This is a genomic window from Vibrio sp. J2-4, assembly GCF_021728155.1.
Classification (GTDB): Bacteria; Pseudomonadota; Gammaproteobacteria; order Enterobacterales; family Vibrionaceae; genus Vibrio; species Vibrio diabolicus.
In genome coordinates, this window is the sequence record NZ_JAKKCN010000004.1 from 568,080 (window position 1) to 583,263 (window position 15,184).

Annotated in this window: 10 protein-coding genes, 5 tRNA genes and 1 rRNA gene; 7 read left to right on the top strand and 9 right to left on the bottom strand. The window is 45.1% G+C overall.

The genetic code is table 11. The features are described 5' to 3' along the window. Positions 1 to 37 precede the first annotated feature (37 nt). Positions 38 to 1,753: an ABC transporter ATP-binding protein gene (locus L3V32_RS17170; RefSeq protein ID WP_005379108.1), complete on the bottom strand. Its 1,716-nt coding sequence runs from the start codon at positions 1,751 to 1,753 to the stop codon at positions 38 to 40. Between the two features lie 662 nt (positions 1,754 to 2,415). Here L3V32_RS17170 and L3V32_RS17175 point away from each other — a divergent pair. Continuing rightward, the gene (locus L3V32_RS17175; protein ID WP_005394354.1) at positions 2,416 to 3,141 is read left to right on the top strand and encodes an HAD family hydrolase; all 726 of its coding nucleotides are present in this window, start codon (positions 2,416 to 2,418) and stop codon (positions 3,139 to 3,141) included. Between the two features lie 339 nt (positions 3,142 to 3,480). Here L3V32_RS17175 and L3V32_RS17180 read toward each other — a convergent pair. From L3V32_RS17180 to L3V32_RS17200, 5 genes are all read right to left on the bottom strand, one after another. Continuing rightward, a tRNA-Pro gene (locus L3V32_RS17180) sits at positions 3,481 to 3,557 on the bottom strand. Between the two features lie 24 nt (positions 3,558 to 3,581). Continuing rightward, positions 3,582 to 3,657: transfer RNA gene (locus L3V32_RS17185), tRNA-His, on the bottom strand. A 46-nt stretch (positions 3,658 to 3,703) separates the two neighbouring features. Then, positions 3,704 to 3,780: transfer RNA gene (locus L3V32_RS17190), tRNA-Pro, on the bottom strand. A 69-nt stretch (positions 3,781 to 3,849) separates the two neighbouring features. Next, positions 3,850 to 3,925: transfer RNA gene (locus L3V32_RS17195), tRNA-His, on the bottom strand. A gap of 33 nt (positions 3,926 to 3,958) precedes the next feature. After that, a tRNA-Arg gene (locus L3V32_RS17200) sits at positions 3,959 to 4,035 on the bottom strand. Between the two features lie 335 nt (positions 4,036 to 4,370). Between L3V32_RS17200 and L3V32_RS17205 the strand changes: the two genes are divergently transcribed. Further along, entirely contained in the window at positions 4,371 to 4,784 is a 414-nt protein-coding gene (locus L3V32_RS17205; protein WP_012841248.1) for a cytochrome c5 family protein, read from the top strand. Between the two features lie 73 nt (positions 4,785 to 4,857). Here L3V32_RS17205 and rep read toward each other — a convergent pair whose 3' ends face one another. After that, positions 4,858 to 6,873: a DNA helicase Rep gene (gene rep / locus L3V32_RS17210; protein WP_005398170.1), complete on the bottom strand. Its 2,016-nt coding sequence runs from the start codon at positions 6,871 to 6,873 to the stop codon at positions 4,858 to 4,860. A 168-nt stretch (positions 6,874 to 7,041) separates the two neighbouring features. Between rep and L3V32_RS17215 the strand changes: the two genes are divergently transcribed. The 4 genes from L3V32_RS17215 (at position 7,042) to L3V32_RS17230 (ending at position 12,263) form a co-directional block, all read left to right on the top strand. Further along, positions 7,042 to 7,623, top strand: a complete 582-nt coding sequence (locus tag L3V32_RS17215; protein ID WP_005398171.1) for a TetR/AcrR family transcriptional regulator — start codon at positions 7,042 to 7,044, stop codon at positions 7,621 to 7,623. A gap of 18 nt (positions 7,624 to 7,641) precedes the next feature. After that, entirely contained in the window at positions 7,642 to 8,745 is a 1,104-nt protein-coding gene (locus tag L3V32_RS17220) for an efflux RND transporter periplasmic adaptor subunit (RefSeq protein ID WP_012841250.1), read from the top strand. Between the two features lie 12 nt (positions 8,746 to 8,757). Beyond that, positions 8,758 to 11,880 carry a multidrug efflux RND transporter permease subunit VmeD gene (gene vmeD / locus L3V32_RS17225; RefSeq protein ID WP_006743289.1) on the top strand — a complete coding sequence of 1,041 codons (3,123 nt, stop codon included), beginning with the start codon at positions 8,758 to 8,760 and terminating at the stop codon, positions 11,878 to 11,880. 131 nt (positions 11,881 to 12,011) lie between these two features. Further along, positions 12,012 to 12,263 carry an accessory factor UbiK family protein gene (locus L3V32_RS17230; protein WP_005398178.1) on the top strand — a complete coding sequence of 84 codons (252 nt, stop codon included), beginning with the start codon at positions 12,012 to 12,014 and terminating at the stop codon, positions 12,261 to 12,263. 182 nt (positions 12,264 to 12,445) lie between these two features. Here the strand turns inward: L3V32_RS17230 and ilvC are convergent, their stop codons facing one another. Next, complete coding sequence (gene ilvC / locus L3V32_RS17235; protein ID WP_237284779.1) at positions 12,446 to 13,930, bottom strand: ketol-acid reductoisomerase; 1,485 nt, start codon at positions 13,928 to 13,930, stop codon at positions 12,446 to 12,448. A 143-nt stretch (positions 13,931 to 14,073) separates the two neighbouring features. Here ilvC and ilvY point away from each other — a divergent pair, with 143 nt between their 5' ends. Then, positions 14,074 to 14,964: an HTH-type transcriptional activator IlvY gene (ilvY, locus tag L3V32_RS17240; protein WP_109168647.1), complete on the top strand. Its 891-nt coding sequence runs from the start codon at positions 14,074 to 14,076 to the stop codon at positions 14,962 to 14,964. A gap of 95 nt (positions 14,965 to 15,059) precedes the next feature. Here the strand turns inward: ilvY and rrf are convergent. Continuing rightward, positions 15,060 to 15,176, bottom strand: a 5S ribosomal RNA gene (rrf, locus tag L3V32_RS17245). Between the last annotated feature and the right edge of the window lie 8 nt (positions 15,177 to 15,184).

The window sequence follows — 15,184 nt, forward strand, 5'->3', positions numbered from 1 at the left end:
TGTTATGACTAAAGGTTTGCCAAGCGAGGTGCTTGGTTTATGCCGTCTCGATCTCTTCTCGCAAGCCTGTAAATTCAGGCATCAGAGAAATCAATTTTTTGCTGTATTCGTGTTGGGGTGCCGTAAATAACTGTTCTGTTGGTGCCACTTCTAAAAGTGTACCCATTTGCATCACACCTACTCGGTCACACATCTGACGAATAACAGGTAAATCGTGGCTGATAAACAACATAGTCAAGTTCAGCTCACTTTGCAGATCTTTCAGCAAGTTTAGAATTTGTGCCTGTACCGATACGTCCAGTGCCGATGTCGGTTCATCACAAATCAAAAGTCGAGGACGAGTCGCCAACGCACGCGCAATAGAAATACGCTGACGCTGACCACCGGAGAATTCATGAGGGTACTTAAGCCCTGCCATACGACCCAAACCAACATGATCGAGAAGGTCATTCACGATTTGGCGAGTTTCCGACTCGTTTTTCGTCAGTTTATGAAAACGGATTGGCTCAGCAATAATATCGAATACCTTCATACGAGGGTTCATTGAGGTATACGGGTTTTGGAACACCATCTGCATCTGACGACGCATTGGGCGGCGTTCTTTCTCAGAGGTTAAAGCTGTCAGGTCAATACCCTCAAACTTCACCTGACCAGAGTTAGGTTGGTATAAACCAGCAATAACTCGCGCAATGGTTGATTTACCAGAGCCAGACTCACCCACCAAACCAAAGGTTTCGCCTTCATGCACTTCAAAGCTCACATTATTGGATGCCTGCACGTATTCGCGACGGCTTTCAAATAAAGAGTCTTTGGTGACAAAACGTAGATTAACGTTCTTCACGTCTAAAAGCGGGCCTGTGTACTCGCGCTCATCCTGGCTTTGTCCTAGCCAGTGATTCTTAATGTCGAGAGGCTCCATTTCTGCCGCTTCTTCGATGTAGCTGACCAAAGGGAAGCGGTCTAGCTTTCTGTCTGAACGTGGAACGGCTGAAATTAGGCTGCGAGTATAGGAGTGATCAGGGTCGCCCAACACTTTGGCTGTTGGCCCAAACTCCACCAAGTCACCACGATACATTACCGCGACGCGGTCGGTGACGTTGGAGACTACACCCATATCGTGAGTAACCAGCATACATCCGACATTGTTCTTGATACACAATTCTCGGATCAAGTTGAGGATTTGGTCTTGGATTGATACGTCCAGTGCCGTGGTTGGCTCATCGGCAATGATCAGATCTGGCTCACCAGCCAAAGCAATCGCAATGACGACACGCTGACGCATACCACCAGAGAATTGGTGTGGGTATTGTTTTAAGCGGTTTTCTGGCTGCGGGATGCCAACTTGCTGCATCAGAGAAAGCGCACGCTGATACGCCTCTTCATCAGAGACTTTCATGTTGGCGTGGATCGTCTCTTTCAGCTGCTGCTCAACCGTAAAAAGTGGGTTAAGTGAGGTCATTGGATCTTGGAAAATAAAACCAATCTTCGATCCGCGAACCTTACGCATCGCTTCTGGTGATAAACCAGAAATTTTTTCTCCATCCAGGAAAACATCGCCGCTAGCAACGCGACCTGGAGGGCTAAGCAAATCAATAACGGCGTTACCAACGGTGGATTTACCCGCACCTGATTCGCCAACAACACCCACGATTTCACCACGTTCAATATGAAAAGAAAGTGACTTCACGGCAGCGTGAACGCCGTGTCGGGATGGGTATTCAATACGAAGGTTTTTCACTTCTAATAGTGACATTTCAGACCTCTACTGCCTTGTCTGTGGTATCGAATCGCGCCAAAGGCACCATTCATCACCTGAATGAATCCGTTCAAATTCAGAATAATACTCTGAAATCTTAATGCGGAAACAATTTGGCAAAAATCACACAAAAAAGCAACAATTAAAGTATATTCCGCCGAGAAAACATTAAATAAACGCACAATGAGCGAATAAAAATGCATTAACAAGTATTTAACCATTTTCATATCACACTATTTTTGTGCGCCATGCACCAATAAAACTAGAAAAATGCTCTAAAAACAAGCATGGGCCAACCAGAACCATTACCCACATTATTCATATGTGATTATTAACATTTAACAAACAATATCGTATGCGAAAAGCAATTTTTCAACATAAAAAACTATTAATAAAATAGTCGGCAAATATAAAAAGCCAAACTTACAAAGAGAAAGGATAGGCTAAAACGTGAACACAACAGCAAAACCACACAAATCCTTTGTCGACGACGATTATGCGCCGCTTAAGCGGTTTGTTGACTAAACAAAAGAAAGTGCGGTTACCATCACTCTCCCATTGTAGGTGAAACACGTCGGTTTTAACCCTTTACGGCACAATTGAGAGTGGGATAATAGATAATCAATGTTAGAGCCAAGCTGTAAATGAAAGGAGCCCCTGTGCTTAAAGCGATTTTTTTTGATATGGACGAGACTTTATGTGCGACGTCACAAGCCGATAAAGTTGCAGGACAAAAGTTTACGACTTGGATTCATAAGACCTACCCGCAAGTTACCGAACCACAAGCTTTCTTACAGCGCTACTTACAGGGTGTGTACAAGAAGCTGAATGCGGAATTCCCTCACCTTGTGGCTCTGCTACCTGATGAAAACGCGTTCCGTTGTGGCCTGATCCAAAACATATTGGCGGAGCACGGAGTCAGCATTAATGCCGAAGAGGCTCAACAAGCTCAAGACTACTTTGACTCTGCACGTATGGGCGCGTTCACTTTCTTCCCTGGTGTAAAAGAAATGCTCAGCGACCTTCGTCAGCATTATAAACTCGTCGTGATCACTAACGGCCCGATTTTTTCTCAACACCCTAAACTCAGCGCGACACAGATGAGCGACTGGGTGGACCATATTATTGTGGGGGGAGAAGAGCCTGAAGAGAAGCCCGCTGCGAGCATTTTCCAAAAAGCGCTCGACTTGGTCGAAGTAAAACCAGAAGAAGCCCTACACATTGGCGACTCTTTACCAGCAGATATAGCAGGCGCTAACAATATGGGCATTTTGAGTGTGTGGGTAAATGCGACAGGCGCAAGTAACTCAACAGATATAACGCCAAATTTTGAAATCCAAGAAACGGTAGAGCTGAGAGAAATCCTTAAAACACTCGCCCAATAAAAGTAGCGGATTAGAAAAACACAAAACCCCAGACGTCGTTCTGGGGTTTATTTTGTCAGCTCGAAAAGCATTTGGATCATAGGTGGTCAAAAGCCCCTAGAGCTGTACACTTTTGGTGAAATTGAAATCGAATGCAGATGCTTTTAAGAGGATAGATGCAAAAAAGCCCCAGTCTTTCGACTGGGGCTCTAAATAGCGGTCGGTGAAGAGCCGAATTCTAACTTCAGGCGAACCCCACTTGGGTTCAAATCCATTGATACATTACCGACTAATACAGTCCAAGCGAGATCATAAACTCTAAAACGACGAAAGCCTGCTAAAAAGCAGGCTTTCTAATAGTGGTCGGTGAAGAGGGATTCGAACCCCCGACCCTCTGGTCCCAAACCAGATGCGCTACCAAACTGCGCTATTCACCGAGCATATATTCTTTAAATAAAGAATGGGGTGGCTAACGAGACTTGAACTCGCGACAACCGGAATCACAATCCGGGGCTCTACCAACTGAGCTATAGCCACCATCAAATTGTCATGTTTACCGCTATCTCAGCCATAAACTAAATAGTGGTCGGTGAAGAGGGATTCGAACCCCCGACCCTCTGGTCCCAAACCAGATGCGCTACCAAACTGCGCTATTCACCGACGATGTTTTATCTTGATTTAATCAAGATTGGGAGCAATGCTACCGCATTCAATCTAAAAAAGAAAGAATGGGGTGGCTAACGAGACTTGAACTCGCGACAACCGGAATCACAATCCGGGGCTCTACCAACTGAGCTATAGCCACCACTGATTTTTACCGATGTATCCTCCGAGGCAATGGTACGCCCGAAAGGATTCGAACCTTCGACCTTTGGCTCCGGAGGCCAACGCTCTATCCAACTGAGCTACGGGCGCATGCCCTATCGGCGGAGTGGAATAATACGGATATCACACTATGCCGTCTAGTACTTTTTTTACTTTTTTTATCGTTTGGTCTCTTTTTCGACAGTTATCTTCCTTTAAACTGAATTTTTGATGTGATTCACGCCCTGTCATGGATAACTTGTTGTTTATTGCAACAAGTTATCGGGATATAATCACCCATTATTTACATTGATTTAACAGCTGCAACCAAGTTGTCTAATCATTCTATGCCATTCAGTGGAATTTAGTGATTTCTCTGCTCGGCATTAATACTCTAACTATATAAATAGGTAAGTCACTTACCTCGGGAATGTGAAGTGGGTTTAATGGATATGTCTCGACAAATGATTAGCGTTTTGTTCGCTGCCTTAACGTTTTCTACGGCAGCTTTAGCTTCTGACATCAGCCAAACTGAATACGATGCGATCGCAGAACGCATCCAACCTGTCGGTGATGTTTATCTAGCGGGTTCTGAGCCAGTGAAAGAAGAACCAACCGGTCCACGTGATGGCGCCACAGTTTATGGTACTTTTTGTATTGCTTGTCACGCATCTGGTGTAAACGGCGCACCTAAAACGGGTAATGCCGATGACTGGGCACCGCGTATTGCACAAGGCAAAGAGACGTTAGTGAAGCACGCGTTAGAAGGCTTCAATGCGATGCCTGCCAAAGGAACCTGTATGGACTGTTCTGACGATGAAATCATCGCAGCAATCGACCACATGATTGAAGGTCTATAAGTAAAGACATCAACGAAAAAGGCTTGCCAACTGGCAAGCCTTTTTGTTTTTAGTCAGTGAACACAAGGTTACTCTACTTCTTAAACATTGCTCGAATATTGGCAATGTGTGCCTGACCTTTCGCCATACGCTCTTCTGCTGATACTGGCTTTTTATTCACTTCCCATTCAACGTCATCAAATGGCAGCTCATCCAAAAAGCGGCTTTGAGTCGGTTTGATCAACTCGCCGAACTGTCGACGCTCTTTGCACATAGTGAAAGTCAGTTCACGCTGCGCACGGGTAATGCCAACATACATCAGACGACGCTCTTCTTCGACGTTGTCTTCATCAATACTGGTTTGGTGCGGTAAAATACCTTCTTCAGACCCAATTAGGTATACATATGGGAACTCAAGGCCTTTTGATGCGTGCAGCGTCATCAGTTGTACTGCATCGCTGTCTTCATCTTCTTCGCCACGTTCCATCATGTCACGCAAGGTCAAACGCTGAACGACTTCTTTTAACGTTTTCTCTTCTTGATCGTAGTTGTCACCTTCTAGGTCCGCCACTATCCAGGAGTAAAGATCAGAAACGTTCTTCATTCGCATTTCAGCGGCTTTCGGGCTTGCTGAAGTTTCGTATAGCCAATCTTCATAATGGATATCGCGAACTAGCGAGCGAACCGCTTCGACGGTATCACCACGCTCAGCTTGGTCAGCAATCGCCACTAACCATTGGGTGAAACGACGTAAGTTTTCCAGACCGCGTCCCGTTAAGTGCTGTTCGAGCCCCATTTCAAAACTCGACTCAAACAGGCTCTTCCCACGCATATTGGCATAACTGCCTAGCTTTTCTAACGTTACTGGGCCAATTTCACGTCGTGGTGTATTCACAATGCGTAAGAATGCATTGTCGTCATCTGGATTAACCAAAACACGCAAATACGCCATGATGTCTTTAATTTCTGCGCGTGCAAAAAACGAGGTGCCACCAGAAATTTTATACGGCACACGGTTTTGCATTAGAGACTTTTCAATTAAGCGTGATTGGTGGTTACCACGGTACAAAATTGCGTAATCACGATAGTCGGTTCGATTCAAGAATTTGTGTGCTATCAACTCCCCCGTGACACGCTCAGCCTCATGCTCTTCATTTTTAGCCAACAACACTTTGAGTTTTTCACCGTCAGGAATTTCTGAAAATAAGGACTTCTCATAGACGTGAGGGTTGTTGGCTATCAAAATGTTGGCCGCACGCAGGATTCGACTCGTAGAGCGGTAATTTTGCTCCAACTTAATCAATCGCAAATTCGGGTAATCTTCACCCAGCAAGACTAGGTTCTGAGGCTTCGCACCACGCCATGAATAAATGGACTGGTCATCATCTCCTACGACCGTCAATCGCCCACGTTCACCGACGATTAATTTCACCAACTCATATTGACTCGTGTTGGTATCTTGGTACTCATCGACCAATAGATAGCGGATACGGTTCTGCCAACGTTGACGAACGTCTTCATGATTGCGCAAGAGTAAGACGGGCATCAAAATTAGGTCATCAAAATCGAGCGCGTTATAGGCTTTCATTTGCTTTTGGTACATATCAAAGCAGAACGCAAACAATTGTTGCTGCTCACCTTGCGCACGCGCTTTGGCTTGCTCTGGCGTCAACATGTCGTTTTTCCAATTGGAAATACAACTCAGAAGCTGACGTAGCAGATCTTTATCACCATCAAGCTGCTTTTCGGTAAGTTCCTTGAGTAGCGCCAGTTGGTCTTGGTCATCAAACAGTGAAAAGCCCGCTTTCAACCCTAAATGCTTGTATTCGCGTTTGATGATGTTTAATCCCAAGGTGTGGAACGTTGATACCATCAAACCTTTAGACTCGGCTTTCCCCAACGTTTGGCCGACACGTTCTTTCATTTCACGCGCCGCTTTGTTGGTAAACGTCACCGCTGCAATATTACGCGCTTTGTAGCCACATTGCTGAACCAGATAAGCGATTTTATTGGTAATAACACGAGTTTTGCCCGAGCCAGCACCAGCTAGCACTAGGCATGGACCAGACACGTATTTCACGGCTTCATCTTGACTAGGGTTCAGCTTCATAGAAATTCTCTGCGGGTGATAAATGTGGCGCCTATGATAAAGGGGTGGCCTCGTGAAAGCTACGCTGATTTCTTGTAATTTTCATACCAACAAGCGCAACATTCTGTTGCATAAAAGGCGGGTATTTGAGCTATAATGAATGAACGTTCATTCACTAGTGGTAGGATTATGAAGGATAACCCTGCTGTAGATAAGCGAGAACAAATCTTAGTCGCTGCAGAGCAACTCATTGCTGAATCGGGCTTTCAAGGGCTTTCCATGCAAAAGCTCGCCAATGAAGCAGGTGTCGCAGCAGGAACGATTTATCGTTATTTCTCAGATAAAGAACATCTTTTGGAGGAGTTACGCCTTAACGTTGCAAAGCGCGTCGCTACGGCTGTGCAACTGGGCGTGAGTGAAGAGATGCCTTTAAAACAGCGATATCGAACCATGTGGCTCAATATTTGGAATCTAGCGAGCTCGAATTTAAATGCGCTCAGCAATCGAGTTCAATATGAGTCTCTACCCTGTTCAAATAGTAGCAAAGCTCGGGAACTTGAAAGACAAATGTTTGCCCAAGTAGATCTTCTTTTTAATCAGGGGAAAGAAGAGGGCGTATTCAAGCCTCTCGATAACGAAGTGCTTTCTGGATTGAGTTTTGAGGCAAGTGTTGCACTTGCTAGGAAACACGCTTTGGGATTTTATCAACTGGATAAGGCGGCATTAGAAGCTGCTATTGAAGCCAGTTGGGATGCAATTATTAAACACTAACTTGGAGTTCTTAATAGAATGAAAAAGTGGATTTTGATGCTATCAATTGTTTTATTGCTTTTTGGTAGTGTTGTGACATACAGACTAATTGATATCAAAGACAAAATGGAACAGTTTGCCAATCGCCCTGAACCAGCATTCCCAGTAACCGTAACTGAAGTACAAGCGGTTGATTGGGTTCCTGCTATAGAGGCAATTGGCTTTATTGAACCAAACCAAGGGGTTACCGTTGCTAATGAAACTAGCGGTGTTATCGACAAAATCGCATTTGATTCCGGTACTCAAGTCAAAGCAGGCCAGCCATTAGTACTGCTTGACTCTGACGTTGAGAAAGCGAATTTAAAGAGCTCGCAAGCCAAGTTGCCAGCAGCAGAAGCGAAATACAAACGCTACCAAGGGCTATTTAAAAAAGGCTCTATTTCTAAAGAAGCGTATGACGAAGCAGAAGCGAACTACTTCTCCTTAAAAGCGGACATTGAAAGCTTGAAAGCGACCATCGACCGACGCGAAATCAAAGCGCCATTTGATGGAGTGGTAGGTATTCGTAACGTGTACCTAGGTCAGTACCTACAAGCGGGTACTGATATTGTTCGCCTGGAAGACACCAGCGTGATGCGCTTACGCTTTACCGTGCCGCAAACCGATATTTCACGTATCAACATCGACCAAGAAGTGGATATCTTCGTGGATGCCTACCCAGAACAGCCTTTCAAAGGTTCAATTTCTGCGATTGAGCCTGCGGTTAACGTACAAAGTGGCTTGATTCAGGTTCAAGCAGATATCCCTAACAGTGATGGCAAACTGCGTAGTGGTATGTTCGCACGTGCAAACATCATTCTGCCTAAATTAGAAAATCAGGTCACTCTGCCTCAAACTGCGATCACGTTTACGCTATACGGCGACAATGTTTACATCGTAACGGAAGAAGATGGCGAGAAACGCGTTAAGCAGCATGTGGTAAAAGTTGGCGAACGCTCTAAAGATATCGCACACATTCTAGAAGGCGTGAAGCCAGGTGATGTAGTGGTGACATCGGGTCAAGTCCGTTTAAGTAACCACGCAAAAGTAAGCATTGTCGAAAGCGATGCAACTACCCCACCTGCTGAAACACCAATGCTTTAAGTTGGAGGCATCATGCGCTTTACAGATGTTTTTATAAAACGTCCAGTTTTAGCGGTATCGATCAGTTTTTTGATTGCATTGCTTGGTTTGCAAGCCGTGTTCAAAATGCAAGTTCGTGAATACCCTGAAATGACGAATACAGTGGTCACCGTGACCACCAGTTACTACGGTGCAAGTGCCAACTTGATCCAGGGCTTTATTACTCAGCCATTGGAGCAAGCGGTGGCGCAAGCCGATAATATTGATTATATGACCTCGCAATCGGTGTTAGGTAAATCAACCATTACTGTCAACATGAAGTTGAATACCGACCCAAACGCGGCATTGGCTGACATCTTAGCGAAAACTAACTCGGTACGTTCCCAGCTTCCAAAAGAAGCCGAAGACCCGACCGTAACGATGTCGACCGGTTCTACTACCGCGGTATTGTATATTGGTTTTACCAGTGACGAGTTGTCTTCCAGCCAGATCACCGACTACCTTGAGCGTGTAATCAACCCACAGCTATTCACTGTAAATGGTGTATCAAAAGTTGACCTTTACGGTGGTATGAAATACGCGCTGCGCGTATGGTTAGATCCAGCAAAAATGGGCGCGTTAAAGCTGACTGCAACGGATGTGATGAGCGTTCTTAACGCCAACAACTACCAATCTGCGACGGGTCAAGCGACGGGTGAGTTCGTGCTTTATAACGGTAGCGCGGATACTCAGGTATCAAACGTTGCTGAACTTGAAGCGTTGGTCGTAAAAACGGGTGAAGGGGACGTTATTCGCTTAGGTGATATCGCCAAGGTAACACTTGAGAAGAGTCACGACGTTTACCGTGCAAGTGCAAACGGCCAAGAAGCCGTGGTTGCTGCAATCAACGCCGCGCCAAGTGCCAACCCAATCAACATCGCTGCTGATGTGCTTGAATTATTACCTCAACTTGAGCGCAACTTACCAAGTAACATCAAAATGAACGTGATGTACGACTCTACCATTGCGATCAACGAGTCAATTCACGAAGTAGTGAAAACGATTCTTGAAGCGGCAATTATCGTACTTGTAGTGATCACACTGTTCCTAGGTTCGTTCCGTGCGGTCATCATTCCTATCGTCACTATTCCACTCTCTTTGATTGGTGTGGCGATGGTTATGCAGGCAATGGGCTTCTCTTGGAACTTAATGACACTACTAGCGATGGTACTTGCCATCGGCCTGGTGGTGGATGACGCGATCGTGGTGCTAGAAAACGTGGACCGTCATATCAAAGAAGGCGAGTCACCATTCCGTGCAGCAATCATTGGTACGCGCGAAATTGCTGTGCCAGTTATTGCGATGACATTAACGCTAGGTGCGGTATACGCACCAATCGCGTTGATGGGCGGTATTACGGGCTCGTTGTTCAAAGAGTTCGCTTTAACGCTAGCAGGTTCGGTATTTGTGTCCGGTATCATCGCTTTAACGCTATCACCTATGATGTGTTCAAAGATGCTGAAGGCGAACGAAAAGCCGAGCAAGTTTGAGCAAAAAGTTCACCATATCCTTGATGGCATGACTAATCGCTACGCAAATATGTTAAAAGCAGTAATGGCGAGCCGACCAGTGGTGATCGTATTTGCCATTATTGTATTTGCAAGCCTACCTGTTTTATTCAAGTTTATTCCTAGTGAACTAGCTCCTTCTGAAGATAAAGGTGTTGTTGTGCTCATAGGGACCGCACCATCGAATTCGAATTTGGACTACATCCAAAACACCATGGATGATGTGAATAAGATTCTCTCTGATCAACCAGAAGTAGAATACGCTCAGGTATTTAACGGTGTACCGGATTCTAATCAAGCGTTTGGTTTAGCTACACTCAAACCATGGGGCGAACGAGAAGCGAGCCAAGCAGAAATCAAACAGCGTGTTGGTGGGCTTGTTTCGAGCATTCCGGGAATGTCTATTGCTGCCTACGAAATGCCGGAGCTACCAGGTGCTGGTTCAGGCCTTCCTGTACAGTTCGTAATTACAACACCAAACAACTTTGAAAGTTTGTTTACCGTTGCAAATGACATTCTGTCAGAAGTAGCAAGCAGTCCAATGTTTGTCTATTCCGATCTGGATCTTAAATATGATTCTGCAACGATGAAGATCAAGATCGATAAAGACAAAGCGGGTGCCTACGGTGTGACTATGCAAGACATAGGTATCACCCTCAGTACTATGATGGCAGATGGCTATGTAAACCGTATCGACCTAAATGGCCGCTCTTATGAGGTAATTCCTCAGGTTGAGCGTAAGTGGCGTCTAAACCCAGAATCGATGAAGAACTACTATGTACGCTCTGTAGATGGTAAAGCGGTTCCATTAGGTAGTCTGATTACCATCGATGTGGTGGCCGAGCCTCGCTCTTTGCCACACTTCAACCAGTTAAACTCAGCGACTGTAGGTGCAGTTACTGGCCCTGGTGTCTCGATGGGAGATGCAGTTAATTGGTTTGAAAATATCGCACAAACCAAACTGCCTGCAGGCTATAACCACGATTACATGGGCGAATCTCGTCAGTTTGTGACAGAAGGTAGTGCCTTGTATGCAACCTTTGGTCTTGCACTTGCGATCATCTTCCTCGTTCTGGCGATTCAATTTGAATCACTCCGCGACCCTATTGTCATCATGGTATCTGTACCGCTAGCAATATGTGGTGCCTTGATCGCGTTGGCGTGGGGTACGGCCTCAATGAACATCTACTCGCAGGTTGGTTTGATCACGCTGGTCGGCCTGATCACCAAGCACGGTATCTTGATCTGTGAAGTAGCCAAAGAAGAGCAGTTACATAATAAACTGTCTCGTATTGATGCGGTGATGGAGGCTGCGAAAGTGCGTCTTCGCCCTATCCTAATGACAACCGCAGCAATGATCGCAGGTCTGATCCCGCTGATGTACGCAACAGGTGCAGGTGCCGCACAACGTTTCAGTATCGGTATCGTAATCGTTGCTGGTCTAGCAATTGGTACATTGTTCACACTATTCGTACTACCTGTGATTTACAGCTACCTAGCAGAAAAACACAAACCACTGCCAGTATTTGTTGAAGACAAAGACTTGGAGAAGTTGGCACGAGTTGATGAAGCGAAAGCAGCCCACCGTGAATTAGCGGATAACAGATAAGCTTTTAAGGCATTCAAAAAGGTCACTTCGGTGACCTTTTTTATTGCCGCTCTCTTTTTTGCCATCTAAATGGCGACTTTCACGTATCATTTACTTAAAATGAGGACAAATCAAAAGGAGTTTTAGCCACTATGTTTGACCCAAAGAAATTAGAGCAAATTGCTAAACAGATTCACGACTCAATGCCTCAACCTGTAAAAGAGTTGGGCTCTGATGTTGATCAGAAAGTTCGTCAAGTAATCCAAGGCCAACTAAACAAGCTAGATGTTGTAAGTCGTGAAGAGTTTGATGTTCAAACTCAAGTTTTACTACGTACACGTCAAAAGCTAACAGAAATGGAACAGAAATTGGCGGAGCTTGAAGAGAAGCTTGCAGAAAAATAAGTGTTAAAACGCTCCTCACAAAGGAGCGTTTTTCTTATCGGCGCGCAGATAAATCGGCTAAAAACAAAAAGGCTTGGTCAACGGCGACCAAGCCTTTTGATTAGATGTTGTGTTTTTGTATTTATCGACTCCAGTCTGGCCAGAGTTCATTTAATATTTTCTCTACTTTGAAGCAAAGAAAATTAGCCACCAACCGCGATGCGCTTCATATCTGTCATATAACCACGTAGTTCTTCACCGATATATTCTACAGGGTGGTTGCGGATTGTTTCATTCACAGCGATAAGAGTCGCGTTATCCACTTGGTTAGACGTTTCACCTAGACCTTTACCAATGACGTCTGTACTAACAGAAGGCATGAATTTTTCACGCAGTAGCGGCGTTGCTACATTAGCAAATAGGTAGTTACCATATTCAGCCGTATCAGAGATAACCACGTTCATCTCGTATAAACGCTTACGTGCGATAGTGTTTGCGATAAGTGGCAGCTCGTGTAGAGACTCGTAGTAAGCAGACTCATCGATGATGCCAGATGCCGTCATTGCTTCGAATGCTAGCTCAACACCCGCACGAACCATAGCAACCATCAGGATACCGTTATCGAAGTACTCCTGCTCAGAGATTTCTACGTCAGTTTCTGGGTAGTTTTCGAAAGCAGTTTCACCCGTTTCTGCACGCCAGCCTAGTAGGTTTGCATCCTCGTTTGCCCAGTCAGCCATCATCGTGCTAGAGAAGTGACCTGTGATGATGTCATCCATGTGCTTGTTGTATAGCGGACGCATCAGCTCTTTTAGCTCTTCAGAAAGCTCAAATGCTTTCACTTTCGCAGGGTTCGTTAGGCGATCCATCATATGAGTGATACCACCAAACTTCAGAGCTTCCGTGATCGTTTCCCAGCCGTATTGAAGAAGCTTGCCTGCGTAGCCAGGTTCGATACCGTCAGCAATCATCTTCTCGTAACATACGATAGAACCAGCCTGCAACATGCCACAAAGGATAGTTTGCTCACCCATTAGGTCAGATTTCACCTCAGCAACAAAAGAAGACTCTAGACAGCCTGCACGGTGACCACCTGTTGCTGCAGCCCAAGCTTTCGCGATATCCCAACCTTCACCTTTTGGGTCGTTCTCTGGGTGAACAGCGATAAGAGTTGGAACACCGAAACCACGCTTGTATTCTTCACGAACTTCCGTACCCGGACATTTAGGTGCAACCATTACTACCGTTAGGTCTTTACGGATTTGCATACCTTCTTCAACAACGTTGAAACCGTGAGAGTAACCCAGTGCTGCGCCTTCTTTCATTAGCGGCATTACCGTCTCAACAACGTTTGTGTGCTGCTTATCAGGAGTAAGGTTTACTACTAAGTCAGCTTGTGGAATTAGCGTTTCGTAGCTACCTACCTCAAAACCGTTGTCTTTTGCGTTTTTGAATGACTGGCGTTGCTCATCAATCGCTGCTTGGCGAAGCGCATAAGCAACGTCTAGACCAGAGTCACGCATATTCAGACCTTGGTTAAGACCTTGAGCACCACAACCTACGATGACCACTTTCTTGCCTTTTAAGTAATCCGCTTCTGAAGCAAATTCGCTACGGTCCATAAAGCGACAACGACCTAATTGGTCCAACTGCTCGCGCAAGTTTAAGGTATTGAAATAATTAGCCATCTGGGTGCTCCTTTGAGATTCTTCCATTGAGGTCGGTAATTGCCTTACCGAATAACTTCATACTAAAACAGACATTAAATTGCTTAAAGTGATATATTCACAATTAGTTATTGCAATTTGTGCAACATGGAAATGAAGATTTAATGAATATCAAAAGCCTGCAACTTTTTATTCATCTGTGTGAGAGTAAAAGTTTCGCTAAGACCGCAGCAGCGATGCATGTGAGTCCTTCAGCCTTGAGCAGACAAATACAAAAGCTAGAGGAAGAAACTAGCCAACAATTATTTTTGCGGGACAATCGCAGCGTTGATTTAACGAGCCAAGGCAAAAAACTGGTTCCTGTCGCCTTAAAAATTCTTGGCGAATGGCAGCAGTACCAAAGTCACCTAAAGGGAGCAGAGGACGAATTGAAAGGAGAAATCCGTCTATTTTGTTCGGTTACTGCAAGCTACAGCCACCTGCCAGAGTTAATCTCTGATTTTCGTCTTCAGCATCCTTTTATCGAATTTAAGCTATCAACCGGCGATCCAGCTCAAGCGATCGACAAAATTTTAGCAGATGAAGCCGATATTGCCATCTCAGCCAAATCTGAGCAGATGCCAAGCAAAATCGCATTTGAAACGATCAGTGAAATACCGCTTTCTGTCATCGCTCCTGTCGGCGTGAGTTCATTTGCGGAAGAGCTACAAAAAGAAAGACCAAACTGGTCAGTAATTCCATTCATTCTCCCAGAAGCAGGGACAGCAAGAGATAGAGCCAATACTTGGCTCAAACGAATGAAAATAAAGCCGAATATCTACGCGCAAACGTCAGGGCATGAAGCCATCGTAAGTATGGTTGCACTAGGATGCGGTGTAGGTATCGCACCTGATGTCGTGATCAGCAATAGCCCGGTGAGAGAGAAGATAAATCGCTTAAAAGTGTTACCAATTAAGCCGTTTGAACTTGGTGTCTGCTGTACCAAAAATCAGTTAGAGAATCCATTAGTGAAGGCTTTTTGGAAAGTGGCAGAGAGTAAATACATTACACCATAACGATAGATGTTTTGAGTTCTGAGTGCTTAGGTAATTTTCAAAACCCAGAAACGCAAAAAAGCCCACTCTTTCGAGTGGGCTTTTTCAAATTTTAAGCCTGGCGATGTCCTACTCTCACATGGGGAAGCCCCACACTACCATCGGCGCTATTTCGTTTCACTTCTGAGTTCGGCATGGAAATCAGGTGGGTCCAAAACGCTATGGTCGCCAAGCAAATTCT